25 protein-coding genes are annotated in these 26236 nt (G+C 71.7%); 8 read left to right on the forward strand and 17 right to left on the reverse strand.

The genetic code is table 11. The features are described 5' to 3' along the window. Positions 1–3: 3 nt before the first annotated feature. Both AC3DE3_RS08090 and AC3DE3_RS08095 read right to left on the reverse strand, forming a co-directional pair. The gene (locus AC3DE3_RS08090; protein WP_260486766.1) at positions 4–2112 is read right to left on the reverse strand and encodes a M3 family metallopeptidase; all 2109 of its coding nucleotides are present in this window, start codon (positions 2110–2112) and stop codon (positions 4–6) included. 56 nt (positions 2113–2168) lie between these two features. Continuing rightward, positions 2169–2990 carry a TSUP family transporter gene (locus AC3DE3_RS08095; protein WP_260486767.1) on the reverse strand — a complete coding sequence of 274 codons (822 nt, stop codon included), beginning with the start codon at positions 2988–2990 and terminating at the stop codon, positions 2169–2171. A 26-nt stretch (positions 2991–3016) separates the two neighbouring features. On the opposite strand from AC3DE3_RS08095, the gene AC3DE3_RS08100 reads away from it, so the two are divergent. Further along, positions 3017–3529: a CGNR zinc finger domain-containing protein gene (locus tag AC3DE3_RS08100; protein WP_260486768.1), complete on the forward strand. Its 513-nt coding sequence runs from the start codon at positions 3017–3019 to the stop codon at positions 3527–3529. 43 nt (positions 3530–3572) lie between these two features. Here AC3DE3_RS08100 and lepA read toward each other — a convergent pair whose 3' ends face one another. Then, entirely contained in the window at positions 3573–5432 is a 1860-nt protein-coding gene (gene lepA, locus AC3DE3_RS08105; protein WP_260486769.1) for a translation elongation factor 4, read from the reverse strand. Between the two features lie 57 nt (positions 5433–5489). Further along, a complete protein-coding gene (locus AC3DE3_RS08110; RefSeq protein WP_488369657.1) occupies positions 5490–6212 on the reverse strand; it encodes a hypothetical protein in 723 nt (240 codons plus the stop codon). 53 nt (positions 6213–6265) lie between these two features. Between AC3DE3_RS08110 and AC3DE3_RS08115 the strand changes: the two genes are divergently transcribed. Further along, positions 6266–6811 carry a type II toxin-antitoxin system PemK/MazF family toxin gene (locus AC3DE3_RS08115; protein WP_488369658.1) on the forward strand — a complete coding sequence of 182 codons (546 nt, stop codon included), beginning with the start codon at positions 6266–6268 and terminating at the stop codon, positions 6809–6811. A 32-nt stretch (positions 6812–6843) separates the two neighbouring features. Here AC3DE3_RS08115 and AC3DE3_RS08120 read toward each other — a convergent pair whose 3' ends face one another. Next, positions 6844–7632, reverse strand: coding sequence for a helix-turn-helix domain-containing protein (locus AC3DE3_RS08120; protein ID WP_488369659.1), 789 nt, complete (start codon positions 7630–7632; stop codon positions 6844–6846). 80 nt (positions 7633–7712) lie between these two features. Here AC3DE3_RS08120 and AC3DE3_RS08125 point away from each other — a divergent pair, with 80 nt between their 5' ends. Further along, positions 7713–8213, forward strand: coding sequence for a VOC family protein (locus AC3DE3_RS08125; protein WP_488369660.1), 501 nt, complete (start codon positions 7713–7715; stop codon positions 8211–8213). Positions 8214–8384: 171 nt separating this feature from the next. Next, complete coding sequence (gene rpsT, locus AC3DE3_RS08130; RefSeq protein ID WP_260486774.1) at positions 8385–8645, forward strand: 30S ribosomal protein S20; 261 nt, start codon at positions 8385–8387, stop codon at positions 8643–8645. A 171-nt stretch (positions 8646–8816) separates the two neighbouring features. Here rpsT and holA read toward each other — a convergent pair whose 3' ends face one another. After that, complete coding sequence (holA, locus tag AC3DE3_RS08135; protein WP_260486775.1) at positions 8817–9794, reverse strand: DNA polymerase III subunit delta; 978 nt, start codon at positions 9792–9794, stop codon at positions 8817–8819. A 275-nt stretch (positions 9795–10069) separates the two neighbouring features. Between holA and AC3DE3_RS08140 the strand changes: the two genes are divergently transcribed. The 3 genes from AC3DE3_RS08140 (at position 10070) to AC3DE3_RS08150 (ending at position 13412) form a co-directional block, all read left to right on the forward strand. Then, on the forward strand, positions 10070–10951 hold the full coding sequence (locus tag AC3DE3_RS08140; RefSeq protein ID WP_488369826.1) for an SDR family oxidoreductase: 882 nt from the start codon (positions 10070–10072) through the stop codon (positions 10949–10951). A 115-nt stretch (positions 10952–11066) separates the two neighbouring features. Further along, complete coding sequence (locus AC3DE3_RS08145) at positions 11067–11624, forward strand: nucleotidyltransferase family protein (protein WP_260486777.1); 558 nt, start codon at positions 11067–11069, stop codon at positions 11622–11624. A 132-nt stretch (positions 11625–11756) separates the two neighbouring features. Continuing rightward, the gene (locus tag AC3DE3_RS08150) at positions 11757–13412 is read left to right on the forward strand and encodes a RecQ family ATP-dependent DNA helicase (protein WP_488369661.1); all 1656 of its coding nucleotides are present in this window, start codon (positions 11757–11759) and stop codon (positions 13410–13412) included. On the opposite strand, the gene AC3DE3_RS08155 is transcribed toward AC3DE3_RS08150, so the two are convergent. The 11 genes from AC3DE3_RS08155 to AC3DE3_RS08205 all read right to left on the reverse strand — a co-directional run bounded on the left by AC3DE3_RS08155 (position 13399) and on the right by AC3DE3_RS08205 (position 23946). Continuing rightward, on the reverse strand, positions 13399–14844 hold the full coding sequence (locus AC3DE3_RS08155; RefSeq protein ID WP_488369662.1) for a ComEC/Rec2 family competence protein: 1446 nt from the start codon (positions 14842–14844) through the stop codon (positions 13399–13401). The two genes, AC3DE3_RS08150 and AC3DE3_RS08155, sit on opposite strands and share 14 nt — an antisense overlap. Next, positions 14841–15878, reverse strand: a complete 1038-nt coding sequence (locus AC3DE3_RS08160; protein WP_488369663.1) for a ComEA family DNA-binding protein — start codon at positions 15876–15878, stop codon at positions 14841–14843. Before AC3DE3_RS08160 ends, AC3DE3_RS08155 begins: the two co-directional genes overlap by 4 nt. Positions 15879–15928: 50 nt before the next feature. After that, complete coding sequence (locus tag AC3DE3_RS08165) at positions 15929–16759, reverse strand: DegV family protein (protein WP_488369664.1); 831 nt, start codon at positions 16757–16759, stop codon at positions 15929–15931. Next, positions 16756–17454 carry a histidine phosphatase family protein gene (locus AC3DE3_RS08170; RefSeq protein WP_260486782.1) on the reverse strand — a complete coding sequence of 233 codons (699 nt, stop codon included), beginning with the start codon at positions 17452–17454 and terminating at the stop codon, positions 16756–16758. The genes AC3DE3_RS08165 and AC3DE3_RS08170 overlap by 4 nt, the downstream gene beginning before the upstream one ends. A gap of 8 nt (positions 17455–17462) precedes the next feature. Next, positions 17463–17906 (reverse strand): ribosome silencing factor, encoded by a 444-nt coding sequence (gene rsfS, locus AC3DE3_RS08175; protein WP_260486783.1) that lies wholly within the window; start codon positions 17904–17906, stop codon positions 17463–17465. Further along, positions 17903–18619 carry a nicotinate-nucleotide adenylyltransferase gene (nadD, locus tag AC3DE3_RS08180; RefSeq protein ID WP_260486784.1) on the reverse strand — a complete coding sequence of 239 codons (717 nt, stop codon included), beginning with the start codon at positions 18617–18619 and terminating at the stop codon, positions 17903–17905. The genes rsfS and nadD overlap by 4 nt, the downstream gene beginning before the upstream one ends. Positions 18620–18684: 65 nt before the next feature. After that, positions 18685–20139, reverse strand: coding sequence for a vWA domain-containing protein (locus AC3DE3_RS08185; RefSeq protein ID WP_488369665.1), 1455 nt, complete (start codon positions 20137–20139; stop codon positions 18685–18687). 3 nt (positions 20140–20142) lie between these two features. Further along, positions 20143–21024: an AAA family ATPase gene (locus AC3DE3_RS08190; RefSeq protein WP_260486785.1), complete on the reverse strand. Its 882-nt coding sequence runs from the start codon at positions 21022–21024 to the stop codon at positions 20143–20145. Positions 21025–21088: 64 nt separating this feature from the next. After that, a complete protein-coding gene (locus tag AC3DE3_RS08195) occupies positions 21089–22393 on the reverse strand; it encodes a glutamate-5-semialdehyde dehydrogenase (protein ID WP_260486786.1) in 1305 nt (434 codons plus the stop codon). 45 nt (positions 22394–22438) lie between these two features. Continuing rightward, positions 22439–23323, reverse strand: coding sequence for an SDR family NAD(P)-dependent oxidoreductase (locus AC3DE3_RS08200; RefSeq protein ID WP_260486787.1), 885 nt, complete (start codon positions 23321–23323; stop codon positions 22439–22441). Then, complete coding sequence (locus AC3DE3_RS08205) at positions 23320–23946, reverse strand: class I SAM-dependent DNA methyltransferase (protein WP_260486788.1); 627 nt, start codon at positions 23944–23946, stop codon at positions 23320–23322. The genes AC3DE3_RS08200 and AC3DE3_RS08205 overlap by 4 nt, the downstream gene beginning before the upstream one ends. 128 nt (positions 23947–24074) lie before the next feature. Between AC3DE3_RS08205 and AC3DE3_RS08210 the strand changes: the two genes are divergently transcribed. After that, positions 24075–26216 (forward strand): RecQ family ATP-dependent DNA helicase, encoded by a 2142-nt coding sequence (locus AC3DE3_RS08210; RefSeq protein WP_488369666.1) that lies wholly within the window; start codon positions 24075–24077, stop codon positions 26214–26216. The last annotated feature ends 20 nt before the right edge of the window (positions 26217–26236 follow it).

Raw genomic sequence — 26236 nt, forward strand, 5'->3', positions numbered from 1 at the left:
ATCCTACGACCGCCCGGCGGTGGCGGCGCCGCGGCCTCCCACCACCGAGGAGTCGAGCCCGCGACGACGCAGCAGCGCGGCGGAGCTCGGTTCCGCCCCCCGCATCCGACGATAGGCGTCGAGGAAGTCGATGGCCCCTCCCCTGGAGAGCACCTCCCGGCGCATCTGCTCGCCCGAGGACCGCTGCAGTCCCCCGCGTTCGACGAACCACTCGGCTGCGTCGGCGTCCAGCACCTCGGCCCAGAAGTAGGAGTAGTAGGCAGCGGAGTAGCCACCGGCGAAGATGTGCTGGAAGTACCGGGACCGGTAGCGCGGTTCGATGCCCGGCACGTCGAGCCCCGCGTCGGCGAGGACGCGGGCCTCGAACGCGTCGACGTCGGTGACGGCCTCGGCCTCCTCCGGCGACAGCGAGTGCCACGCGAGGTCCAGCAGGGCGGCGGCGAGGTACTCGACGGTGGCCTGGCCCTCACCGAAGCGCTCGGCCTCCCGCATCCGCTCGACGAGGTCCCCGGCGATCGGCTCCCCCGTCTCCACGTGGTGGGCGTAGTGCGCGAGCATCTCCGGTCGACGCGCCCACATCTCGTTGACCTGGGACGGGAACTCGACGAAGTCGCGGGGTACCGACGTGCCGGAGAACACGGGGTACTCCACGTCGGACAACAGCCCGTGCAGGGCGTGGCCGAACTCGTGGAACATCGTGGTGACCTCGTCCATCGTCAGCAGCGTGGGCTGCCCCGCGGCGGGACGGGCCAGGTTCATGACGTTGACGACGACCGGCCGCGAGTCCAGGAGACGGGACTGGTCGCGCAGTGAGCTCATCCACGCCCCGCCGCGCTTGGTCGGGCGGGCGTAGTAGTCCAGCAGCAGGAGGCCGACGCCGGCGTCACGCTCGGCCCGCTCGTCGTCGAAGACCTCGATCACCCGGACGTCCGGAAGGAACCCACTCAGGTCCGGCCGCTCGGAGAAGCGCAGCCCGTACAGCTCGGAGGCCGCGTGCATCACCCCGTCCCGCAGCACCCGCTCCAGCTCGAAGTAGGGACGGACGGTGGCGTCGTCCACCTGGAACCGCTCGGCCCGCAACTGCTCGGACGCCCACGCCCAGTCGGCCGGGTTCAGCTCACGATCGTCGCCGCCGAGCAGGTCCTTGGCCTCGTTCCGGGCGTTGGTGACGGCGGCGTCGACCACGTCGAGCAGCAGCCCCCGCGCCGCCTCGGGCGACCCGGCGGTCTCCACCGCGAGGACGTGCTCCGCGTGGCACCCCAGACCGAGCAACCGTGCGCGCTCGGCGCGCAGGCGGACGATCTCCAGCACGATCGGGGTGTTGTCGTGGCCCGGCGTCGCGCCCCGGCCGAGGGAGGCCTCCATGACGCGGTGGCGCAGACCCGCGTGGCCCAGCAGCGCGGTGATCGGCTGCACGGTGGGCAGCCCCAGCGGGATCAGCCAGCCCTCACGCCCCGCCGCGGCGGCGGCCGCGGCGAGCGTGGACCGCATCGACTCCGGCAGACCCGTGAGTTCGGCCTCGTCGGTCACGGGGACGGCCAACTCGGTCGTGGAGGCCAGCAGGTTCTCGCCGAACTCCGTGGTCAGTTCGGCCAGCCGGGTGTCGATCGCGGTGAGCCGGGCGCGCCCGGCATCGTCGAGCGCGGCGCCCGCACGTAGCAGGTCGCGGTGGTGCCGGCGGACGAGTCGCTCCGTCTCGTCGTCGACGGTCAACTCCCCCGCCTCGAGCGCCGCGTGGAGGGCCTCCACGCGGCTGTACAGGACGGGGTTCGTCATCACGGCCGAGTGGTGCGCGGCCAGGAGCGGCGAGACGACCCGGTCGACGTCGAGGCGGGCGGGCGTCGCGTCCGGGCCGAGCAGCCCGTAGAACACCGACAGGACCCGGTTCAGGGCGAGTCCCGAGCGCTCGAGAGCGACCACGGTGTTGTCCACCGTCGGCGGCTCCGGGTTGGCGACGATCGCGGCGACCTCGGCCGCGTGGTCGTCGATCGCGGTCCGGATGGCCGGCTCCAGATCCTCGTCCCGGACGGCCGCGAAGTCCGGCAGGCCGTACGGCAACGGCGACTCGTCGAGCAGCGGGTGTGGGGAGGTCTCGGGGCTCGGGAGGGTCATACCGGGAGTCTACGTCCGCTCTCGGAGGCGCCGACGCCCGCCGGTGCGGCCCGACGTCACAGCCACTGTGACGCGGTGTCCCACGCCAGCCGGACCGCCAGGATGCTGATGACCACGAGGAACACGGTCCGGATGAACTCGTTGCCGTGACGCATCGCCATCCGCGCCCCGATGAACCCCCCGGCCAGGTTGGCCACCGCCATGCACCCACCGATGATCCACAACAGCTCGCCGTGGATGCCGAACACCAGGATCGAGGCGATGTTCGTGGTGAGGTTGGCGAGCTTGGCCGCCACGGTGCCCTGGAGGAACCCGAACCCGAGGAACGCGACGATCGCGATGACGAAGAACGACCCCGTTCCCGGGCCCAGCACCCCGTCGTAGAAGCCGATCACCCCGCCGATGAGCGCCGAGCGCCAGGTCCGCGCCCAGCCGGTGTGACGCTCCTCGTGGACCCGCCCCATGGTCGGCTTGACGTAGGTGTAGGCGCCCACCGCCACGACGGCCACCAGGACGATCGGCGTGAGGAGCTCCTTGGGGATGAACCGGGCCACCGAGGACCCGGCCGCGGACCCCGCGAAGGCCGCCACCACCAGCGGGAGCACCATCGCCACCGGCACGCGGATCCTCCGGAGATAGGTCAGCGTCGCGACCAGGGTGCCGGCGACCGAGGAGAGCTTGTTGGTGCCGAGGATCTCCGGGGTCGAGGCGTCGGCCGGCAGCGCGATGACGAGCGCCGGCAACTGGATGAGTCCTCCCCCGCCGACCACCGAGTCCACCCAGCCGGCGACGAACGCCGCCAGGACCAGCGCGGCGAGCACCCACACGGACACACCGACCGCGGGGGACGCGGCGACGGCCGCGAATGACGAAGGCATGGCGATCACTGTGCTGTAATCGGTTTGTGTATATCAACCCTTACGGGGCCGATCCGGTCACCCTGGCCGCCGACCTGGCCAATCGCCGCCCCCGCACCACCCGCGAACTGGTGGATCGCTGCCGTGAGGCGGGGGTGACCATCGATCGGGCCGCCTCGGACGCGGACCTGGCGGAGGTCGGCGACTTCCTCGACGCATGGCTCGTCGTCGTCGACACCCCCGCTCCGCACGGGCGCGCCGACGCCCTCAACGCCCTGCTGGCCGAACACTCGGCGCCGCCGCGTCTCACCGACCACGACGGGCACTGGCACGTGCACTACCGCGCCGACGACGTCTCGTTCGCCCGCCTGCTCACCGCCATGTTCTCGGTGGGCACCGCCCTGCACCTGACCTCGCGGGGGATCGACCGGCTCGCGCGGTGCGCGGCGGACGACTGCGACGCCGTCTTCGCCGACACCACCCGAAACGGGCGCAAGACCTACTGCTCGACGCGGTGCACCAACCGCTGCGCCGTACGCCGGCACCGCGCGCGGACGTGAGCCCCCGCCGCCCGGGCGGATCGCACCCGCGCGGCGGCCGGGCCTACTTCTTGTCCGCGCTCGAATCCGCCGACAGGGCCGCGACGAAGGCCTCCTGCGGCACGTCCACCCGACCGATGGACTTCATGCGCTTCTTGCCCTCCTTCTGCTTTTCCAGCAGCTTGCGCTTACGGCTGATGTCGCCGCCGTAGCACTTGGAGAGCACGTCCTTGCGGATCGCGCGGATGTTCTCACGGGAGATGATCTTCGCGCCGATCGCCGCCTGGATCGGGACCTCGTACTGCTGGCGCGGGATGAGCTCCTTGAGCTTGCCCGTCATCTTGTTGCCGTAGGCCTGCGCGTAGTCCCGGTGCACGATCGCCGAGAACGCGTCCACCGCCTCGCCCTGGAGCAGGATGTCGACCTTGACCAGGTCCGCCGCCTGCTCGCCGGCCTCCTCGTAGTCCATCGACGCGTAGCCCTTGGTGCGGGACTTCAGCGAGTCGAAGAAGTCGAAGATGATCTCGCCCATCGGCATGACGTAGCGCAGCTCGACACGGGTCTCGGACAGGTAGTCCATGCCCTTCATCTCGCCGCGCTTGGACTGGCACAGCTCCATGACCGTGCCCACGTACTCGCTGGGGACGATGATGGTGCACTTGACGATCGGCTCGAAGATCTCGCGGTGCTTGCCCTCGGGCCAGTACGACGGGTTGGTGACCTGGTGCTCGGAGCCGTCCTCCGCGACCACGCGGTACACCACGTTCGGCGCGGTGGAGATGAGGTCGAGGTTGAACTCGCGCTCCAGCCGGTCCCGGGTGATCTCCATGTGCAGCAGTCCGAGGAAGCCGCACCGGAAGCCGAAGCCCAGCGCGACGGAGGTCTCCGGCTCGTAGTCCAACGACGCGTCGTTGAGCTGCAGCTTGTCGAGCGCGTCACGCAGCACCGGGTAGTCGGACCCGTCGATCGGGTACAGGCCGGAGAAGACCATCGGGTTGGGTTCGGCGTACCCCGCCAGCGGCTCCTCCGCCCCACCGCGGGCGCTGGTGATCGTGTCGCCGACCTTGGACTGACGGACGTCCTTGACGCCGGTGATCAGGTAGCCGACCTCGCCCGGTCCGAGCCCCTTCGTGGCCTTGGGCTCCGGCGAGATGATGCCGACCTCGAGCGCCTCGTGGGTCGAGCCGGTCGACATCATCTTGACCTTCTCACGCGGGGTGAGGGTGCCGTCGAACACGCGCACGTAGGTCACGACGCCGCGGTAGGTGTCGTACACCGAGTCGAAGATCATCGCGCGCGCCGGGGCGTCCGGATCGCCCACCGGCGCGGGGACCTTCTCGCACACCCTGTCCAGCAGCGCCTCGACGCCCATGCCGGTCTTGCCCGACACCCGCAGCACGTCGTCCGGCTCGCACCCCACGATGTGGGAGATCTCCTCGGCGAACCGGTCCGGGTCGGCGGCCGGCAGGTCGATCTTGTTGAGCACGGGGATGATCTCGAGGTCGTTCTCCATGGCCAGATAGAGGTTGGCCAGGGTTTGCGCCTCGATCCCCTGCGCGGCATCGACCAGCAGGATCGCGCCCTCACACGCCTCGAGCGCGCGGGAGACCTCGTAGGTGAAGTCCACGTGGCCCGGGGTGTCGATCATGTGCAGGACGATCTCCTCGCCCTCGTGCGCACCGGAACGGGGCACCCACGGCAGGCGCACGTTCTGCGCCTTGATGGTGATGCCGCGCTCGCGCTCGATGTCCATGCGGTCGAGGTACTGGGCGCGCATCAGCCGCTCCTCGACCACACCGGTGAGCTGCAGCATGCGGTCGGCGAGCGTCGACTTGCCGTGGTCGATGTGGGCGATGATGCAGAAGTTCCTGATCCTGGCGGGATCGGTGAACGTCGTCTCTGCGAAGTTGGGAATCTCGATCACTCCTCGGGCGGGCCCGGGCGTGGCTGGGTACGGTCCGACCGGGCGATCACCCCATTGTCACACGCTCGTGGCGCGAACACCCATCACGTACCGGCCCGTGGGGATCGCGTCCACGGCGCCCTCGTCGAGGAACCGAGCGGTGGAGGCGGTCATGGCTTGAATGTTGGCTGCCATTCGGGCGTCGTCACCGGGAGCGCCGAAGAACACCCCGAGATCGGTCGCGGCCTCGACGGGGAACACCTCCTCGACGATCGCGGCGATCTGCGGGGCGTCGTCGGTGAGCGCCCGCACCACCACGTGCTGGATGTACCCGGAAGTCGACTGGGTCTCGATCGCGACCTCGGTGTGCTCCTCGAGCCAGGTGTGCAGCCACTGCTCGCGCCCGATCCGGTCCGGTCGGCGCAGGAACGCCATCTGGGCCATGCCCTCGCACCGCTCGCCCTCCGTGGGGTCCGCGACGGGCAGCGGCTCGGACGCGGTCACCGACCACGCGGAGACGGGCCCGATCGCGCGCAGGCCGTCCAGCAGGTCCGCCAGGGCCGTCGCCGAGGCGACCGGTACGCGTGCCCGGACCACCGCGAGCACGGGCCGCTCCGTGACCTGCACGCTGATGAGGGCTCCCGCCACCGCCTCGTCACGCACGTTGACCACGTACTGCTGCACCCCGAGCGCGGCCAGCGGCCCCTCGACGGCCTCGCCGATCCGCGACCGCAACCGCGCCGGGTCCGCGTCGACCGCGTCCGGACCCTCTGACCACACCACCGCGCACACCATGTCCATAAGAACCGATCTTAATCCCGGCCGGACGGGGGTACGTCGTTATCCTGATCCCCATGGCTATCGACTGGGCCCGGGTGGGTCGAACGGCGGTGCGGGTGGGCCGCAGGTACGGACCGACCGTCGCGCGCGAGGTGCGCCGACGCCTGGACGACGGTGGGGCCTCCCCCGCCCTGTCCCGGAAGATCACCGAGGGCCGTCCCGCCACCACCGTCACGGCTCCCACCTCGAGCCGGGCCCGCAGGATCGCCTACACGCCTGACCTCGACGGCCAGGCCGACCCCGGCGAGATCGTGTGGACCTGGGTCGAGTTCGAGGAGAACGACGGCCGCGGCAAGGACCGGCCGGTCCTGGTGGTGGGACGCGACGGTGACCGTCTCCTCGGCCTCCAGCTCTCCTCGCAGGACTCCCGGGACGACGACGAGGGATGGCTCGGGCTCGGATCGGGCCCCTGGGACTCCGAGGGTCGACCGAGCTGGGTACGCCTCGACCGCGTGCTGGACGTCCCCGAGCAGGGCATCCGACGCGAGGGCGCGATCTGCCCGCGGTCGAAGTTCGACGCGGTAGCCGATCGGCTCCGCGCCGACTACGGCTGGCGCTGACCAAAGCCGGTGCCGACCACCGGCAGAGCGGACTAGGGCTGGGGCCGGCGCCGATAGTCACGGGCCGAGAGCCCGAGGGTGGACCGGAAGTCCGCCGCCAGGTGCGACTGGTCGGCGTACCCGAGTTCGGCGGCGACACGCGCAACGGTCAGCCCGGGGTCCTCGCGCAGGCGCAGTGCCGCCTCCTGCAGTCGGTACCGTCTGATGATCCGGAGCGGCGACAGCCCGATGTACTCCTTCGCCAGCCGCTGCAGCGCCCGGGTGGACAAGCCCATCTCGCGGGCCAGATGCTCCACCCCGACGATCCCCGGAGTCGATTCGACGATCTCGATCATCCGGTCGGTGAGCCCCGCCCCCTCGGCGATCGGCTCCGCACGACACGAGACCCCGGCCCACCAGTCCGACATCACCCGCGCGGCCTCCCCGCTGTCGCCCGCGTTCATGTACTCGGCGACCCCTGCCGCCAGGGCGGGGTCGGGGAAGTCGACCTCGTGGTCCACGATCCCGGCGGGGGCGAACCCGAGCGCGGCCAGCCCCGCGGACCGCAGCAGCACCCCGAACGCCCATCCCCGGCCCGCCAGTTCCCGCGCGGAGGCCGCCGTGGTCGGCCCGGACAGAGTGATCCCCTCCGGCCCCACGACGAGGTTCGAGGCCGGGAACGGCAGGACCGACTGCGTGGACACCATCCCGTCCGGCAGGTCCCACCGCGCGACCCAGTACCAACGCGCCAGGTGCGCCGACCCCGCCGGCACCTCCCGGCGATGGAAGCTCGGGAGCGCGTCGGGGAAGAGAATGCCCCGCGCGTCGTCGAGATCACCCATCCCGTGCCCCGATCCGTCAGTAAACCGTCCGTCGCAAATCTACAAGTCGGCACGGGGTTCACGCTCCTAATGTCGGCTCCATGACCACACCGAACGAACCGGCCGGCGCGACCGGCGAGTACACGACCGACGGGGTCCCGCACGGACGGACCAGCCTGACCCCGTTCCTGGCACTGCGTGATCCCGCCGGGGCGCTCCGCTTCTACTCCGAGGCGTTCGGGGCGACGATCTGCGGGGTGACCGAGATGGGCGGGACCGTCGTCCACGCCGAACTCGACTTCGGCCACGGCCGACTCCAGCTCGGCGGCGTCGGTGCAGCGTACGGTCTCGTCCCCATGCCCGACGGCGACGACGACTGCTACTCGCTGGGGCTCTACTGCAGCGACGTCGACGGCGTCGTGGCCAGGGCGGTCGCGCTCGGCGCGGCGATCCGCGAGGAGACCACGACGTTCGTCTCCGGTGATCGCTACGCGTCTCTCCGCGATCCGTTCGGCGTGCGCTGGTCCGTCATGACCCGGGTCGAGGATCTCTCCGACACGGAGAGTGATCGACGGGTGGCAGAATGGGCCGCGTCGCAGTAGCAGCACCAACGTCGTCGTACGTTTTGGCCGGTGACACCCCCGCTGGTAAAGTGGGCCGTCGGTGTCCACCGGAGCACGTTGTGCACGTGTCCGCGCGGACGAGACGACAAGACATCCGATCGGCGGGATCCCCTCGTGGAGCCGTCGACACACGACAAAAAGGTGTGACGAGTGGCCAACATCAAGTCCCAGATCAAGCGGAACCTCACCAACGAGCGCAACCGCCTCCGTAACCAGTCGACCAAGTCGGGCCTGCGTTCCGCGATCCGCAACCTGCGTGAGGCCACCGCGGCCGGCGACAAGGAAAAGGCCGGCGCCCTGCTCGTCGCCACCTCGCGTCAGCTCGACAAGGCCGCCAGCAAGGGTGTCATCCACCCGAACCAGGCCGCCAACAAGAAGTCGGCGCTCACCAAGGCCGTCAACAGCCTCTGAGAACCCCGGTTCCTCCCCTGACCGGGAGGTACCCAGCCCCGCGTCCGCCGTACTGACGTGATGTGGCTCCGAGGGCCCACCCGCACCGCGTGCGAGGTGGGCCCTCGTCGTATGTGCGGCCCGCGCGGCCCGACGTGGTCCCCGCCTCCGGCGGTAGACGGACGGGCCCGGTCAGCCGGCCGACGCCAGTGACCCGACCGCGCGGACGGCCCGCTCGAGCGCGTAGGACGTGTCCTCCGCCTGTCCCTTGACCTCGCCGTTGAGCCGGGCGACGATCTGCAACGCGCTGCCGAGAGTATCGATCGACCAGAACCGGGTCTGGGCGGTCACCTTCTTGACCTTCCAGGGCGGCAGGCCCTGTCGGGCCAGATCCGCCGGCGGCACTCCCCGCTGGGTGCCGACCAGGGCGACGGAGTTCACCGCGTCCGCCAGGGCATCGGCGAGCACGACGTGCGGGACCCCGGTGTGCATGGCCCACTCAAGCGCCTCGATCGCACCGGCCACGTCCCCGGTGACCGCGCGTTCGGCCACGGTGAAGCCGCTGACCCCCACGACTCCCGAGTGGTAGCGCCGCACCGCCTCGACGTCGACCTTGCCGCCGGTGTCGGCCACGAGTTGACCGCACGCCGACGCCAATTGCCGCAGGTCGGTTCCCACCGCCTCCACCAGGGCTTCACACGCCTCGGGGGCGACCCGCACGCCGAGAGTCCGGAACTCTGCGCGGACGAACCCGACCACGTCCATGTGTCGGGTGAGCTTGCCCGCCGCGTGCTCCTCGGCCCCCGCCTTGCGCAGGTCCGCCACCAGCGCCTTGGCCCGGCCACCGCCCGTGTGCTGGACGACCAGGACCGTCTCGGGGGGCAGATCGCGGGCCGCGCCGAGGACCGCGGACTGGGCGTCCTTGCCCAGTTCCGCCGCACCCGTGATCACCACGACGCGGGCCTCACCGAACAGGGACGGCGAGAGCAACTCGAACAGCTGCGGAGCGGTGACCTCGGGCCCACCGAGCCTGGAGACCACCGGCGGGTCCTGCCCGGTGGGGGTCGAGGCCCGCACCGTCGAGACGATGCCCGTGGTGGCGCGTTCGGTGAGGAACTCGTCCTCGCCCAACACCAGATGCAACACAGCCGGTGCGGACCCCGATGCCATGGGCGCTCCTCGTCGTCGTCGTTCTCGTCGTCGTTCTCGTCGTCGGCGTCACCGCCGTCGTCCCCGTCATCGTGCCACGTCGCACCGACAGGCCCGCACCACCACCGCGCCCGCGACCGGTCGACCTCACCCGGCCCGCGTCGTATCTTCGTGGCCACGACGCAGTCCGACCCCGCGGTACCCGCTCGAGCCCGCCCCGATACGCGGTGTCGCGGCAGACGCGAAGGGAAGTCAAGAGCGAGAATCAGGACACCAACACCGAGGCGACGGACCAACTGACGTTCCAGAACCCGGTCACCCGCTATCCCTCCATCGAACCGCCGGTCCAGCACCAGGACGAGCCTGGGCTGGACGCGCACCTCGAGCCCAAGGCGGACCTCGGCGAACACTCCTACCGCGGAACCGGCAGGCTCACCGGCCGCAAGGCGCTCATCACCGGCGGCGACTCCGGGATCGGCGCGGCCGTGGCGATCGCCTTCGCGCGCGAGGGCGCCGACGTGGCCATCCACCATCTGCCCGACGAGGAACCCGACGCCCGGGCGGTCGCCGAGATCATCGAACGCGAGGGCCGCACCGCCGCGCTCATCCCCGGAGACCTCACCGACCGCGCGTTCTGCGACGGCCTCGCGGACACCGCCGTCGAGCGGCTCGGCGGCCTCGACATCCTCGTCAACAACGCCGGCAAGCAGGTAGTCGCCCCCGCGCTCGAAGATCTGCCCGACGACCAGCTCACCGACACCTTCGAGGTCAACATCGTAGGGATGTTCAGGGTGACCAGGGCCGCGCTGCGCCATCTCCGGCCAGGGTCCACGATCATCAACACCACCTCGGTGGTGGCCTACATGGCGCCGCCGAACCTGCTGGACTATGCGTCCACCAAGGCGGCGATCAACAACTTCACCAAGGGGCTGGCCCAACAGCTCGCCCCCAATGGTATCCGCGTCAACGCCGTGGCGCCCGGCCCCATCTGGACTCCTCTACAGGTGTCGGACGGGCAGCCCAAGGACGAACTGCCCGAATTCGGCAAGTCCACCCCGCTCGGTCGCGCCGGGCAGCCCACCGAACTCGCGCCCGCCTACGTGTTCCTGGCCTCGCCCGAGTCCAGCTACGTTCTCGGCGAGACGCTCGCGGTCACCGGCGGGATGCCCACCCCGTAGCGGGGATACGGTGCCGCCGGCGGGATACTGGACGCGTGGACCTGTCACCCGACGCCGTGCGCCCCCGGCTCGGGAACGTGGTGTCCGGAGCCGCCCCCGACGTGTCGCTCCGACGATGACCGGAGTGGTCCTCGCCGCGGGCGCCGGCCGACGATTCGGCGGCCCCAAGGCACTCGTCGACTTCCGCGGCGCCCGGTTGATCGACCGCGCCGTGCGGCTCCTCCACGCGGGCGGGTGCGAGCGGGTCGTGGTGGTCAGTGGCGCCGTCGAACTCGCCGTTCCGGACGCGGAGGTGGTGCACAACCCGGACTGGGAGACCGGCATGGGCTCCTCGCTCCGTGTCGGGCTCACGGCGGTCGGGGGTGAGGACGCGGTGGTCGTGCCCGTCGACATGCCGTGGCTGGGCCCGGAGTCGATCCGTCGGGTCCTCGCCGCCGACGCATCGCTGGCGATCGCCACCTACGGCGGGGTCCGCGCCCACCCGGTCCTCCTCGGCGCGCCCCACCACCCGGGGATCATCGCCTCGGCGGTCGGGGACGCGGGCGCCCGCCACTACCTGCGAGAACACTCCCACCTCGTCGCCGAGGTGCCGTGCGACGACACGGGCTCGCCCCGCGATGTCGATCATCCCCGCGACCTGGAATCGGACGGCGACCCGCCGCGTGGTCACTGATCGACCGACCGGCGCCACCGCGGGCCGCCGGGGGCCCGTGCGGTGGGATCACCCGGTCGGGTGCGCCTACTCTCGATCACCCGGGACCTTCCCACCGCGGGCCGCCCGACCGTGGATCGAGAGGACGCACACGTGACGACGACTCAGGCCGACGCCACCGATCCCCACGAGGTGGCGCGTCGCGTCTTCGGCTGGGACGATCTGCGCCCACTGCAGGCCGAGGCCATCCAGGCGGCGGTCGGCGCCCGTGACGTGGTGGCGGTGCTTCCGACCGGGTACGGGAAATCGGCGATCTACCAGCTCGCCGGGATCATGGCGGGCGGGCCGTGCATCGTGGTCTCGCCCCTCATCGCGCTGCAGTCCGACCAGTGCGAGGGGCTGAACTCGTACGCGGACTCCGCACCCACCCGATCGCTGGCGATCAACTCCTCGATGGGCGCTCGACAGCAGGCGGAGGCCTGGGACGAGGTCGTCGCCGGGCGCGTCCACTTCGTGTTCCTCACCCCCGAGCAGCTGGCCAAACGGGAGGTCCTCGACCGGATCCTCGAGGCCGGCCCGAGCTTCCTGGTGGTCGACGAGGCGCACTGCGTCTCCGCCTGGGGCCATGACTTCCGACCCGACTACCTGCGACTCGACGTGGCCCGCCACCGAATGGGGTCGCCCACCGTCATCGCACTCACCGCCACCGCCTCGACCCCGGTGCGGGAGGAGATCGTCGAGCGGCTCGCCATGACCGATGCCCTGGTACTGGCCGGCGGGTTCGATCGCCCGGAGCTGCACCTCGCGGTGCGACGGCACGTCGAGGACGCGACCAAGCAGGACGCGGTCGTGGACAGGGCCGTCGAACTCCACAGCCCCGGGTTGGTCTACACCGCCACCCGCCGGTCCACCGAGGAGTACGCGGAACGGATCGCCGCACGAGCGGCCGACGCAGATCGCCCGCTGAGGGTCCGTGCCTACCACGCCGGTCAGAAGTCGGCAGAGCGAGAGGACACCCTGGGCGCCTTTCTCGCCGGCGAACTCGACGTGGTGGTGGCGACGAGCGCGTTCGGGATGGGAATCGACAAGGAGGACGTGCGATTCGTCCTCCACGCCGACATCCCCGATTCGCTCGACACCTACTACCAGGAGGCCGGCCGGGCGGGCCGCGACCGCGAGCCGGCGACGATCGAGCTGCACTACCGCAGCGAGGACCTGGGGTTGCGCAGCTTCTTCTCGTCCCACAGCGCGGACGAGGAGGTCATCCGGGCCGTCGTCAAGCACCTGCGACGGGCGGAGGGCCCGGTGCGGCTGAGCCAGTTGAAGAAGTCCCTCGACGTCGGCGCGAAACGCGTCACGGGCGCGGTCAACCTCCTCGAGGCCGCGGCCGTCGTGGGGTCGGGGCGCAAGGGATTGGAACTCGTAGACGACCTGCGGCCCAAGGAGGCGGTCGAGCGGGCCGAGGTGACGTCGGAGATGTTCGAGCGGATCGACCGGTCGCGGATCGAGATGATGCGCGGATACGCCGAGACCGACGGGTGCCGCCGCCAGTTCCTGCTCGGTTACTTCGGTGACGAGCTCGCGGACCCGTGCGGCAACTGCGACACCTGCGACGCCGGCACCGCGGTCGACCTCACCCACGACGCGGCGGACTTCCCCCTACAGTCCGCCGTGGTGCACCGTGAGTGGGGGTCGGGGATCGTCATGAGCGTCGAGGACGACCGACTCACCGTGTTCTTCGAGGAACAGGGCTACCGGACGCTGTCGCTCGACCTCGTGCGCGACCAGGAGCTGCTCACCCGGGCGTGACCGGCGGTGAGCCCGGTAGTCCGGCCACGAAGCCGGCGACCGTGTCGAGCCACCACAGCGCCGGCGCGCACGCCGCGGCGAGCAGGACCGCCCCGCTCTCCCACACCGGGCCGAGTGCAGCGGCCGCCGTACCGAGCACCGTGACCAGAGGAACCGCGGGGGCCACGGCGATGTTCGCCGGCAGGGCCCAGGGACCCGCGCCGAGGCCCGAGGCCGCCAAGACCGGCAGCGTCGCCAGGTGTGCCACGACGCAGACCGCCAGGACGTCGGCGACCGTGTCCGGCATCCACGCTCGACGCATCCGCAGCGCCACGGGCCTGGCCGCGACCACCAGCGCAGCGGTCGCGGAGACCGACAGGACGAAGCCCGCACCCGTCGCCGTGGAAGGGTCGAGCAGCGCGACGAGCAGGACCACCGCGCCCAGCGCGGCCAGCGGACGGCCGGTGCGGTGCGCACCCATCGCCGCCAGACCGATGGCCCCGGTTCCGGCGGCGCGGAGAACAGCCGGCTCCGGACCGACCACGGCCACGAACCCGGCCAGTCCGACCCCCGCGGCCACGATGCGCCCGCGGCGACCGACCCCCAGGGCGGCAGCCGCGAGCAATACCGCCCCCACGACGTAGGTGGTGTTCGCGCCCGAGACCGCCGCGAGGTGAGCCAGACCGGAGGCCCGGAACTCGTCCCGGGTCTCGGTGGACACCCCTCCCTCGTCGCCGAGGACGAACGAGGGCAGCAAGCCCGCGGCCTCTCCCTCGAGCGCCCGGTCCGATACGGTCCGGAGCTTCTCCCGCACCGCCGCCGGAACCCGGCCGGTCCACCCCGGTGGACCCGTCACCCGGGGAGCCGACAGCGCCCGGAGTGCGGGCGGTTCCCCGGCGGAGCGGGGCTCGAGGACCGCCACCGAGGCCTGCACCCGGGTGCCCGGCGGGAGCCCGCTCCACCCGTTCCGGGCGAGCAGCACCACGTCCAGCTGTGCTTCCCGGGCGGAGGTTCCCGACCCCGTGACCTCCACGCGGACCGGCACCATCACGCCTCCCGTGCGGACCGGCCGGTCGAAACCCGTCACCACCGCCCGTACCCCGGTCCGGCCGCCCACCGACTCGATCAGAGGGTGCGCGGCGAGGGCGTGGACCCGTGCCGCCTGGACCCCCGCTGCAACCGCGCCCACCGCACACGCCAGCGCCAGCACGGCCAGCGCGGTGCGGTCGAGCTGCGCACGCGTACCGGGGCCGGGGCGGGTTCCGATCGCGACCGACCACAGCACGGCCACCCCGGCGGCCACCGCCAGCACCACGCCGACAGCGGCGGCCTCGGCGGGGCGAACGGCCCCTGCCACCCAGGTCGCCGCGAACACCGCCAGGGTCGGGATGACCAGCCTGAGATCCCGCGCCGCCGGGGTCCTCCGCTCGGACGATCCATCCCGGTCCGTCACACCGTGACCAGTGGCCGGAGCCGCGCGAGGGTCGCCGGGCCGATGCCGTCGACCTCGACCAGCTGGTCCACGCTGGTGAACGATCCGTTCGCGGCTCGCCACGCGAGGATCGATGACGCGGTCACCGGCCCCACTCCCGGCAGCGATTCGAGCGCTGCGGCGTCAGCGGTGTTCAGGTCGACCAGACCGCCACCCGGCGCCGGGCCCGAGCCGCCTCCCCCGGGCGCGCCGGCCCCCGGCGCTCCCGGGCCCGGACCTGGGCCTGGGCCTGCGCCTGGGCCCGGGCCGATGATGTCACTGCGCGGGCCTCTCGGCCCGTCCGGCCCGGGGGCCGACCCGACGAGGATCTGTTCCCCGTCGGCGACCTTGCGTGCCAGGTTGAGCCCGTCGCGATCCCCGCCGTCCAGGACCCCGCCCGCACTGTCGAGCGCGTCGGCGACGCGCGCGCCCGGCGCGAGGGTGACGAGCCCGCTGCGCCCGACCAGTCCGACGACGGAGACGACGACGGGTTCGTCAGCGGACACCGGATCCGCACCAGCGCGCCCCGGGGGCTGCGACGGGCCCCGGGGGGTGGTGCCGTCCTCGGCGACCGTCTCCCCCACCGTGGCCATCGGCAGGTCGGGAACCGGTGGCCCGTCCGGGACCGACGAGAGCAGCCGGTGCACGGAGAATGCGCCGAGCCCCAGCACGAGCACGACCAGCACCACCCCGGCGAGACGGTCGGGCGCCCACCGGATGCGCCCCCACCATGGCGGGTCGGCCCAGGCGGCCGCATCGACACTCCGGGGCGGGAGCCGCTCGGGCCTGTCCCCGGCAGGGCCGGGATCAGCCCAGGGCACGGCCGCCGACCGGTCGGATTCGCCACCCGCCGACGGAAGACCGCCGCCGGGGGCCGGTCGTCGATCCTCCGGGGGGTCGCCGTGCGCGCGCTGCGTCGAGAGCGCACTGGTCAGCCGATGCAGGGCGGCTGCCCGCGCCGGGTCCCGGTGGGAGTCGACGGGGCCGTCGGACCGGGCCCGGGTCTGGGTTCGCATGGCGCGAAGCTAGCCCGGAACATCCTCCGCGGCGCCCCGGAATGCGCCCGTCAGTCCGGTACCTGTGGAGAGGGGGGAGGGATGGGGAATGCGGTGTCGACCAGGTCCGTCACCGAGACCCCCACTGTTCCCGGCCCCAGGTGCCAGGCGAGGACCTCGTCGAACTCGACGATCATGACCCGCTCCGGGAACTGGGTCTCCTTGCGGATCTCGGTGGCCATCTCCTCGGCCCGTTCTCGAGCCTCGTGGTGGTGGACCACCACCAGCACGTCACCGCGGGCCACGTCGTCACGCAGGAGGGTCCGCAGTCGCGCGTGCGCCTTGGAGGTGGTGCGGGCCTTGGCTGCCAGGTCGACCGAGCCGGACCGCAACACGATCACCGGGCGCATGGACAAGGCGCTACCGAAGAGCGCGGCGAGCGCACTGATCCGGCCGCCTCTGCGCAGGTTCTCGAGTGACTCCAGGGCGGCGTATGTCGAGGCGCCCCGGCAGAGCCGCTCGGCGAGTTCGTAGGTCGCGGACAGTCCGAGGCCGTTCTGCGCCGCCCAGGCGCACTGCGCGACGGCCGCACCGAACGCCATGCCGGCTCCGCGGGAATCGGAGACCAGGACCCTGCCCCCGAACCTGGTCGCGGCATCGGCGGCCGACTGCCAGGTGCGCGAGAGCCCGCGGGACAGGTGTACCGAGACGATGCCGGTGCAGTCGGGTTCCGCGAGCAACTCGGTATAGATGTCGGCCAGTTCGTCGGGTGTGACCGCGGCCGTGGACACCGCCCGGTCGTTCTCCTCCACGACGTGCAGACCCACCACCGTGATGCCGAACTCGCGGACCCACCCGGCCGGCAGGTCCGCGCTGGAGTCGGTGACCAGTCGGATCGTCATGACACGTCCACCGGAGGTGTGATCCCGGCGTTCCACTGATCCAGGCGCCACAGGACACCTCGGGCGGCCTCGGTGGTGGGTCCGATCCCGGGTTCCGCTACCCGCCCCGCCCCACCCTCGGGGCGGACGTGGGCGGACAGCTGCACCCAGCACGTGTTGCCCAGTCCGTTGAACACCGGGTACTGCTCCACCGGCAGTTCGAGCAGCGACGCGGTCAGGGCCGCGATCGCGCCGCCGTGGGCGACGATCACGGCGGGATGCTCGCTCCAGTCGGGCGACGACTCGACCAGCTCGTCGACGACCGCACGGGTCCGCCGGGCCACGTCCAGACGGCTCTCCCCCTCCGGCGGTGACCACTGGGGGTCGCTGCGCCAGTGGACCCGGGCGTCAGGCCACTGCGCGTCGACCTCGGAGTGACTCATCCCCTGCCAGGTGCCCAGGTGCGTCTCGCGCAGCCTCGGGTCGGTCCGGACGTCCACGCCCACCTCGGAGGCCAGCGCCCTCGCCGTCTCATGCGCCCGCTGCAGGTCCGAGGACAGGATCGTCCACGGACGACGGGACGCCAACACGCGACCGACGGCGTGCGCCTGCCGCACCCCCAGCTCACTGAGCTCGGTGTCCAGCTGACCCTGCATCCGCAGGGACGCGTTGTAGTGCGTCTGGCCGTGACGCAGGAGGATGAGACGTCGGGTCACCGAGTAGGTCAGAGCTCCTGATCCCGCTGGGGCTCCTCCGGCGCGAGCGAATCGTCGGCGCGACCGGCGGCGTCATCGGACCGGCGCGACGTCTCGACGCCCTCGATCTCGACGAGCGGGCAGTCCTTCCACAGGCGGTCGAGCGAGTAGTAGTCGCGCTCGTCGACATGCTGGACGTGCACGACCAGCTCGTTGTAGTCGAGCAGCGCCCAGCGTCCCTCGCGCGTGCCCTCACGACGCAGCGGCTTGTGGCCGGCCTCGCGCAGCTTGTCCTCGATCTCGTCGACGACGGAGTTGACCTGCCGCTCCGTATCGGCGGACGCCAGGACGAAGCAGTCGGTGATGATGAGCTGGCCGGAGACGTCGATGACGGCGATGTCGGTCGCCAGCTTGTCGTCGGCGGCGCGGGCCGCGATGGCGGCCATCTCAAGGGCCTCGGGGCTTGCGGTCACTTGGGGTTCTCCTCGGGGTGGGGATCGGTGGGGACGGGCACCCGGTGTACCGGGGCCGTCGCTGCGGGGGTGCCGTCCAGGCGGGTGGAGCCCTCGGGCCGGTAGAGATTACGTTTCGCTATGTACTGCACGACACCGTCCGGCACGAGGTACCACACGGGCGCGTCCTCGGCCGCGCGGCGTCGGCACTCCGTGGAAGAGATGGCCAGGGCGGGGATCTCGAGCAGGTGGACGCGCCCGTCCCTGATCTCGGTGAGGTGCGTGTCCGACAGTTCGAACCCGGGCCGGGAGACCCCGACGAAGGTGGCGAAGTCGAACATCTCCTCCCAGCCGCGCCACGTGAGGATCTTCTCCAACGCGTCGGCTCCCGTGATGAAGTACAGATCGGTGTCCGGGTGCTGGCGCAGCAGGTCCTTGAGCGTATCGAGCGTGTAGGTCGGTCCGTCTCGGTCGATGTCGACGCGACTGACCGAGAAGCGCGGGTTGGAGGCCGTGGCGATGACGGTCATCAGGTAGCGGTCCTCGGCCGGGGACACCTCGCGGCCCCGCTTCTGCCACGGCTCGCCGGTGGGGACGAACACCACGTCGTCGAGATCGAACCGGTGTGCCACCTCACTGGCCGCGACGAGGTGACCGTGATGGATGGGATCGAAGGTCCCGCCCATCACTCCGACGCGGCGCCGTGCGCCGCCGGTGGTCCCCGTCGTGGTCATGGTCGGTGAGTCTATCGGTCGGGGGTGAGGCTCAGTCGTCTGCCGCGCCCCGCCGCCTCTATCCCTCACACGGGGAGCAGGCTCGCGACGACCGCCGTGAGCTGCTCCACGTTGCGGCACTCGTGCATGGGCACGTACTGGGAGTAGAGCGTGGCCGCCGAGTCACCGGTCCCCCACTGCCGCTTGGGTTCCGGGTTGAGCCAGTGGGTGTGACCAACGCGCTCGCTGACGAACTCGAGTGACTCGACGGACGGATCGCGGTAATTGTTGCGACCGTCGCCCAGGATGAGCAGCGACCCCGTCCGGGTGAGGGTGTGCGCGTACCTGTCGGCGAATCCCTCCAGCGCGTGGCCGTAGTCGGAGTGGCCGTCGTAGGTGACGATCTCGGCCTCGCGGACCATCCGGCTCATCGCGGAGCCGAGGTCCGACCCTGTCTCGAAGAACGAGGTCACCTCGTCGGTGGTGTCGACAAAGGCGAACACCCGCACGCGGGAGAACTGCTCCCGGAGCGAGTGCACCAGCTGCAGGGTGAAGTGGCTGAACCCGGCCACCGAACCCGACACGTCGCACAACACGACCAGTTCCGGTCGCGCCGGCCTCGGCTTGCGCAGGACCAGCTCCACCGGCACACCGCCCGTGGACATGGACCGGCGCATGGTCTTGCGCATATCGATCGCACCGTGCCGGTGGCGACGCCGTCGGGCCGCCAGGCGACTGCCCAGTTGCCTGGCCAGGGGTCCCACCCTGCGGCGCAGCGCCTGCAGGTCCTGGTCGTTGGCGCGCAGGAAGTCGACCTGCTCGGCCGCGGGCCCCACCGCGTACTGGGCGACACGGTCGCGACCGACCGTCTCAGCGGTGCGGCGGCGCGTCTCGTCCGCGACCTCCCGCAGGAAGCCGCGGACCAGGTCCGCGGCCGAGTTGGCCGCGGCGGTCTTCTCCGCGTGTCGTTTGGAGCCGTCCGGGTCGAAGGGGTCGGCGCCGAGCAGCCCGTCGAGGATCCGCTGCATGATCGCCTTGGTGTCGAGCGGGCTCAGTGCCTGGTAGGCGGAGTAGCGCGGTCCGTTCACCGAGTCGTACGAGCCGAGCTGCTCGACCAGGAGTTCCGCCAGCGCCCGGGCCCTGGCCCGCGACTCCTCGGTGTCCTCGAGCAGGAGCGAGGCGATGAGCTCGTTCAGGGCCTCGGGATCCACCTTGCCGTCGTCGTCGGTCGGGATCTCCACCTCCAGCATCACCGCGTCGCCCCGGGCGTGGGCCCCGATGGCGGCCGGGAACCACAGGTCGAAGAGCTGGTCGAACACACCACGGTGGGTGGGTTTGTGCAGGATCGTCGAGGCCAGCGCCTCGCGCAGCGCGGCGCGGTCCAGCAGGTCGATGAGCACCATCGCCGCGGCGGCGTCCACCGCCTCGCTCGGGCCGACGGGGATGCCCTTGCGCCGCAGGGCGTCGACGAAGTCCACGAGGTGGCCGGGCATCCCGCCCGGGGTCCCCTTGGTCACTGCGCCCACCTCCTGTTCACCCATCAGCTAGTTGAGCCGCAGCTCGGCGGCCGCGCGCAGCTGGTCGGTCTGGTGCTTGAGAACCACGCCGAGCGTCTGCAGGACGGTCTCGTCGTCGATCGTGTCCAGCCCCAGCGCGACGAGGGTGCGGCCCCAGTCGATCGTCTCGGACACACTCGGCACCTTCTTCAGCGCCATGGCGCGCAGCACTCCCACCACGCGCACGAGCTGCTCGGCCAGCTGGTCGTCCAGCTCGGGCACCCGCGATGCGAGGATCTTCCGCTCCAGCTCCGGAGTCGGGAAATCAAGGTGCAGGTACAGGCACCGGCGCTTGAGGGCCTCGGAGAGCTCGCGCGCAGCGTTGGAGGTGAGGACGACGAACGGTTTGCGGGTGGCCTCGATGGTCCCGAGTTCGGGGATCGTGACCGCGAAGTCGCTGAGGACCTCGAGCAGCAGGCCCTCGATCTCGATGTCGGCCTTGTCCACCTCGTCGACCAGCAGCACGGTGGGCTCACTGCGCCGGATCGCGGTGAGCAACGGCCGCGACAGGAGGAACTCCTCGGAGAACACGTCGTCGCGCGTGGAGTCCCACCCCTCGCCCTGACCTGCCTGGATCCGCAGGATCTGCTTGGCGTGGTTCCACTCGTAGAGAGCACGGGCCTCGTCCACGCCCTCGTAGCACTGCAGGCGGATGAGCTCGGCCTCGGTGGCCGCGGCCACGGCCTTGGCGAGCTCCGTCTTGCCGACACCGGCCGGCCCCTCGATGAGCAGCGGCTTGCCCAACCGGTCGGCGAGGTAGACCACGGTCGCGGTCGACCGGTCGGCCAGGTAGCCCTGACCGCCGAGTGCCTCGATGACGTGGTCGATGCTCTCGAAGGCGGGGCGCTGGGCGGTGCGGGCTCGGTCCATCGGATGGGTCCCTTTCGGTTCGGGGTCGTCGGTGGCGGGCCGGCGGGGCCCGGGCGCGTCTGCCTTACGGCCGCACATGCCCCTTGCCGTGGGCGATCCACTTCGTACTGGTGAGTTCCTCGAGGCCCATCGGGCCGCGGGCGTGGAGTTTCTGGGTGGAGATACCGATCTCGGCGCCGAAGCCGAACATCTCGCCGTCCGTCCAGGCGGTGGAGGCGTTGACCATCACCGCCGCGGCGTCGACGCGGGCGCAGAACTGATCCGCCACGTCGATGCTGCGGGTGGAGATGGCCTCGGTGTGGCCCGAGGACCAGCGGTCGATGTGCTCGATCGCCTCGTCCACCCCGTCGACCACCTTGAGTGCGATGTCCATGCTGAGGTACTCCTCGCCCCAGTCGACGTCGTCGGCGGGGACGAGGCCCTCGCGGTCGCCGTGGACGGTGACGCCGGCGGACTTCAGCGCACCCACGACGCGGTCCACGGCCGCGTCGCCGAGTGCGGCGTCGAGCAGCACGGTCTCGGTGGCGTTGCAGACGCTGCAGCGGCGGGTCTTGCCGTTGAGCAGCAGGCTGATCGCCTCGTCGAGATCCGCGTCACCGTGGATGTAGAGGTGGCAGTTCCCGGTGCCGGTCTCGATGGCCGGGACCTTGGCGTTCTCCACCACGGTCTGGATCAGGCCCGCACCACCTCGGGGGATGACGACGTCGACCAACCCGCGCGCCTGGATCAGGTGGGTCACCGACGACCGGTCCTCGGAGGGCAGGAGCTGGGCCGCGTCCACGGGCAGGCCGTGCTCGGCGAGCACCCCCCGCAGGACCTCGACCAGCGCCTCGTTGGAGTTGCGGGCCGACCGCGACCCCCGCAGTAGGGCGGCGTTGCCGGACTTGAACGCCAGACCGAACGCGTCCACCGTGACGTTGGGGCGCCCCTCGTAGATCATTCCGACGACGCCCAGCGGCACGCGGACCTGCCGTAGTTGCAGCCCGTTGGGCCGGGTCGACCCACGGGTGACTGTCCCGACGGGGTCGGCCAGCCCCGCCACCTGCCGCAGGCCGCCGGCGATGCCCTCGATGCGCTCCGCGGTGAGCCGCAACCGGTCGAGCATGGCCTCACCCGTGCCTGCCTCTGCCTGCTCGGCGATGTCCCGGGCGTTGGCCTGGAGGATCGTCGACTCAGCGACCACCAGTGCGTCGGCAGCCGCCAGCAGGAGTGCGTTCTTGCGATCCGCGGTGAGCAGGGCCAACTCACGCGAGGCGGACCGGGCGCGGCGGGCGGCGTCGTGGACGGCGTCGCGGGTCGGGTCCGCGGCGGGCCCGTCGGCGTCCGTCCGGCCGGTGATCTCAGGAGCGTCGAGGTGGCTGGCTGTCATGGGTTCCAGCTTACCGATGCGGCCCGTGGGACCACCTCCGACGAGTCAGACCGCCGGGACGACTCCGACCTCGCGCACGGCGAACTCCCGGAACCGGCGGGCGAGCCCGGAGTCGCCGGCCGGGCCCGAACGCTCACCGGGCCCGGGCGGGCCCGCGATCTGCCGAAAGCCGGTCGGACCGGTGTACGACGCCGGCGGCAGTTCCTCCGTCGCCGCGTACAGCAGTGGGCGGGCCCCGTCGGCCGCCGTGGGGACGATCCGCCGGCCGAGCAGGTTGAGTACGGCGTTGACCGGCGGGAACGGGGTCGGGTCGAGGATCGAGGTGGCGGCGAACCCGGGGTGGGCGAGCTGTACGTCCACCGGGGAGCCCGCGGCGGTGAGCCGGTTCTGCAGGTCGAGTCCCCAGAGCATGCACGCGAGTTTCGACTGCGCGTACGCCGCCGCCATCGAGTAGGGGCGCCGGCGGAAGTGGGGGTCGGCGAAGTCGATCCGCCCCTTGGCGTGGGCCATCGAGGCCGTGATCACCACCCGCTCCCGGATCCGGGGCAGCAGGAGTTCGGTGAGCAGGAACGGCGCGAGGACGTTGACCCCCAGGTGCAGTTCGAAGCCGTCCGCGGTCTCCCGCCGGGTCTTGCTCATCAGACCGGCGTTGTCCAGCAGGATGTCGACGGGGTCCGTGTTCGAGGTCGCGAACTCCCGCACGGCGTGCAGGTCGCTCAGGTCCAGCTCGTGGACCTCGGTGGACCCGCCGATCTCCGCGGCCGCCGCCTCACCCTCGGCGCGGGTGATGGACGGGAGCACGACGTGGGCGCCCCGGTGCGCGAGTTCACGCGCGGCTTCCTTCCCGATGCCGCTGGTGCCGCCCGTGATCATGACGGCCTTCCCGGTCAGGTCGGGCAGGTTGTCGACGATCCACGCCGCGGAGCTCATGAGGCGACCCCGTCGCTGCGCACGAGGACCGTGACCATGAAGCCGCTGTCGTCCTCGAACGGCAGCAGATCCCAGGTCGACCATCGCTGCTGCACCCGCAGCCCGGCGAGTTCGGCGTCGCGGTCGAACTCCTCCCGGGTCCAGCCCCGGTCGAGCCCGAAGCCCACGACCAGCCGTCCGGGGCGGCCCTCGGTTCCCTCGCCCGCGGTGGCGAGCCGCGCGGCGAGGTTGGTGAGCACGGTGCCGCGGTCGGCGGGGTCGACGAAGGCTAGGACGTTGCCCGCCGAGACGGCGAGGTCGAACGGTCCGCGGGCCCAGCCGTCGTCGGCCAGGTCCGAGACCTCCCAGGTGGCATCCGGGCACAGCTCCCGCGCCCGCTCGATCAGGTGGGGGTCGAGGTCGACGCCGGTGACGCGGTGTCCACGCGAGTGCAGGTAGGCGCCGGTGCGCCCCTGGCCGCAGCCCACGTCGAGGATGCGGGCGCCGCGCGGGGCCATCGCGTCGATCAGCCGCGCCTCGCCGTCGATGTCCACGCCCTCGGCCACCATGTCGTCCCACCGTCGGGCGTACCGACGGGAGTGCTCGGGGTCGGCCTCCACGATCTGCTTCCATGTCTGAGCCATGCGGCCCAGTATGGCCGCCGGGAGCGACATGCGTCGCGGAGGAGGCCGATGGCCCGGGTAGGCGGAAGGTCGGCGGATCGACTCCGCGCCGACGGTGACCTGTCGGAGCGGTGGGGCACCATGGGGCCATGACCTCGACAGCGGACCGTCCCACTTCCGACGACCCGGCCACCGGGGGCCGGGCCGGGCTCCGAGCCCGCGCCGACGAACTGCTCAGCGCGCTCGCCGGTCCGGGCGCGGTCCTGCGCGAGGACCAGTGGGTCGCCATCGAGGCGTTGGTGGCGGACCGGCGGCGCGCCCTGGTCGTCCAACGGACCGGCTGGGGCAAATCCGCGGTGTACTTCATCGCGGCCCGGCTGCTCCGCGAACTGGGGTCCGGTCCCACCGTGATCGTCTCGCCGCTGCTGGCGCTCATGCGCAACCAGGTCGAGGCCGCGGCCCGGGCCGGGGTGCGGGCGGCCACCATCAACTCCGCCAACATGACCGAGTGGGACGAGGTCCGCGAGTCGGTGCGCGGCGGCGAGGTGGACGTGCTGCTGGTGAGTCCAGAGCGGCTCAACAACCCCGACTTCCGCGACACCGTCCTGCCCGCCCTGGCCGCGGATGCGGGCCTGGTGGTGGTGGACGAGGCGCACTGCGTGTCGGACTGGGGCCACGACTTCCGCCCCGACTACCGGCGCATCCGCACGCTGTTGGCCGACCTGCCGGAGGGTGTTCCGGTGCTCGCAACCACCGCCACCGCCAACGACCGCGTGGTCCGGGACGTGGCGCAGCAGCTCGGCGTGGGCGAATCGGTGGAGTCGGACACCCTCGTCCTGCGGGGCGGCCTGGACCGCGAGTCCCTACGCCTGTCGGTCGTGACGATCGACGACTCAGAGAAGCGCGCGGCATGGCTGGTGGAGAACCTCGAGTCCCTGCCGGGCAGCGGGATCATCTACACCCTCACCGTCGCCGCGGCGCAGGACATGGCCGAGCTGCTCACGTCCGCCGGACACCGCGTCAGCGCCTACACCGGGCGCACCGACGCGGGCGAGCGGGAGGAACTCGAGCGGGCGCTGCTGGACAACGAGGTCAAGGCGCTTGTCGCCACGTCCGCGCTGGGGATGGGGTTCGACAAGCCCGACCTGGGGTTCGTGGTGCACCTTGGCGCGCCGCCGTCCCCCATCTCCTACTACCAGCAGATCGGTCGCGCCGGCCGTGCCGCCGACCGCGCCGAGGTCGTCCTGCTTCCGGGGCCCGAAGACCGGGCGATCTGGAACCACTTCGCCTCACTGGCCTTTCCCCCCGAGGACGTGGTCCGGCGGGTGCTGGATGCCCTCGAGCCCGGCCGGCCGCAGTCCACGCAGGCACTCGAGCCGGCCGTGGACCTCGGCCGGACCCGCCTCGAGATGGTGCTCAAGGTGCTCGATGTGGACGGCGCGGTCCAGCGCGTGCGGGGCGGGTGGATCTCCACCGGGCAACCGTGGCACTACGACGCCGAGCGGTACGCGGGTCTGGCCCAGGCCCGGCAGTCCGAGCAGAAGACGATGATCGAGTACGAGCGCACCGGTGCGTGCCGGATGGAGTTCCTGCGCGCCCAGCTCGACGACCCGACGCTCGAACCCGCCTCCGGCGGCTGCGGGCGCTGCGACAACTGCACCGGTGAGCGCCGCACCACCTCGGTCGACTCCGGCGCGCTCACCCGCGCCCGTGAGGCCCTGGAGCGGCCCGGTGTCGTGCTCCCGCCGCGGAAGCAGTGGCCCACGGGCCTGACCAAGCTCGACGTGCCGCTCAAGGGCAAGATCGCCGACGGTCCCGGCGAGGGCCGGGCGCTGGCGCGGGTGACCGACCTCGGGCTGGGCCAGAAGCTCCGTGGCCTCTTGGCGGAACCAGATCAGGAGGCGCCCGAGTGGATGGTCCGCGCCTGCGTGCCGGTACTGCGCGAGTGGGGATGGGACGAGCGGCCCACCGGGGTCGTGGCGCTACTCAGCGGTGATCACCCGGTGCTCGTGGAGAGCCTGGCGCGCGCGCTGTCGCAGATGGGGCGCATGGACTATCTCGGTGAACTCACCCGCGCCGACGCACTCCCGCCGGTGACCGCCCAGAACTCGGCCTACCGGGTGGCCCAGCTGTGGGGCACGTTCACCGGCCCCGCCACCACCCCGGAGGGGCCGGTCCTGCTGGTCACGGACTTGTTCGGGACCGGCTGGACGGCCACGGAGGCCGCCCGTCACCTGCGTGCGGCCGGAGCGCCGGCCGTCCTGCCACTGGCGGTCGCCTCCGCGGGCTGACCGCACCACCCGCCCGAGAG

This window comes from Dietzia sp. IBK-p2-16D (assembly GCF_057773085.1).

Bases quoted from the DNA above. Each gene is read 5' to 3' on its own strand.
- AC3DE3_RS08090 (WP_260486766.1), bottom strand. From the start codon at position 2,112: ATGACCCTCCCGAGCCCCGAGACCTCCCCACACCCGCTGCTCGACGAG.
- AC3DE3_RS08095 (WP_260486767.1), bottom strand. From the start codon at position 2,990: ATGCCTTCGTCATTCGCGGCCGTCGCCGCGTCCCCCGCGGTCGGTGTG.
- AC3DE3_RS08110 (WP_488369657.1), bottom strand. From the start codon at position 6,212: ATGGACATGGTGTGCGCGGTGGTGTGGTCAGAGGGTCCGGACGCGGTC.
- AC3DE3_RS08115 (WP_488369658.1), top strand. From the start codon at position 6,266: ATGGCTATCGACTGGGCCCGGGTGGGTCGAACGGCGGTGCGGGTGGGC.
- AC3DE3_RS08120 (WP_488369659.1), bottom strand. From the start codon at position 7,632: ATGGGTGATCTCGACGACGCGCGGGGCATTCTCTTCCCCGACGCGCTC.
- AC3DE3_RS08125 (WP_488369660.1), top strand. From the start codon at position 7,713: ATGACCACACCGAACGAACCGGCCGGCGCGACCGGCGAGTACACGACC.
- holA (WP_260486775.1), bottom strand. From the start codon at position 9,794: ATGGCATCGGGGTCCGCACCGGCTGTGTTGCATCTGGTGTTGGGCGAG.
- AC3DE3_RS08145 (WP_260486777.1), top strand. From the start codon at position 11,067: ATGACCGGAGTGGTCCTCGCCGCGGGCGCCGGCCGACGATTCGGCGGC.
- AC3DE3_RS08160 (WP_488369663.1), bottom strand. From the start codon at position 15,878: ATGCGAACCCAGACCCGGGCCCGGTCCGACGGCCCCGTCGACTCCCAC.
- AC3DE3_RS08165 (WP_488369664.1), bottom strand. From the start codon at position 16,759: ATGACGATCCGACTGGTCACCGACTCCAGCGCGGACCTGCCGGCCGGG.
- nadD (WP_260486784.1), bottom strand. From the start codon at position 18,619: ATGACCACGACGGGGACCACCGGCGGCGCACGGCGCCGCGTCGGAGTG.
- AC3DE3_RS08185 (WP_488369665.1), bottom strand. From the start codon at position 20,139: ATGGGTGAACAGGAGGTGGGCGCAGTGACCAAGGGGACCCCGGGCGGG.
- AC3DE3_RS08190 (WP_260486785.1), bottom strand. From the start codon at position 21,024: ATGGACCGAGCCCGCACCGCCCAGCGCCCCGCCTTCGAGAGCATCGAC.
- AC3DE3_RS08195 (WP_260486786.1), bottom strand. From the start codon at position 22,393: ATGACAGCCAGCCACCTCGACGCTCCTGAGATCACCGGCCGGACGGAC.
- AC3DE3_RS08200 (WP_260486787.1), bottom strand. From the start codon at position 23,323: ATGAGCTCCGCGGCGTGGATCGTCGACAACCTGCCCGACCTGACCGGG.
- AC3DE3_RS08205 (WP_260486788.1), bottom strand. From the start codon at position 23,946: ATGGCTCAGACATGGAAGCAGATCGTGGAGGCCGACCCCGAGCACTCC.
- AC3DE3_RS08210 (WP_488369666.1), top strand. From the start codon at position 24,075: ATGACCTCGACAGCGGACCGTCCCACTTCCGACGACCCGGCCACCGGG.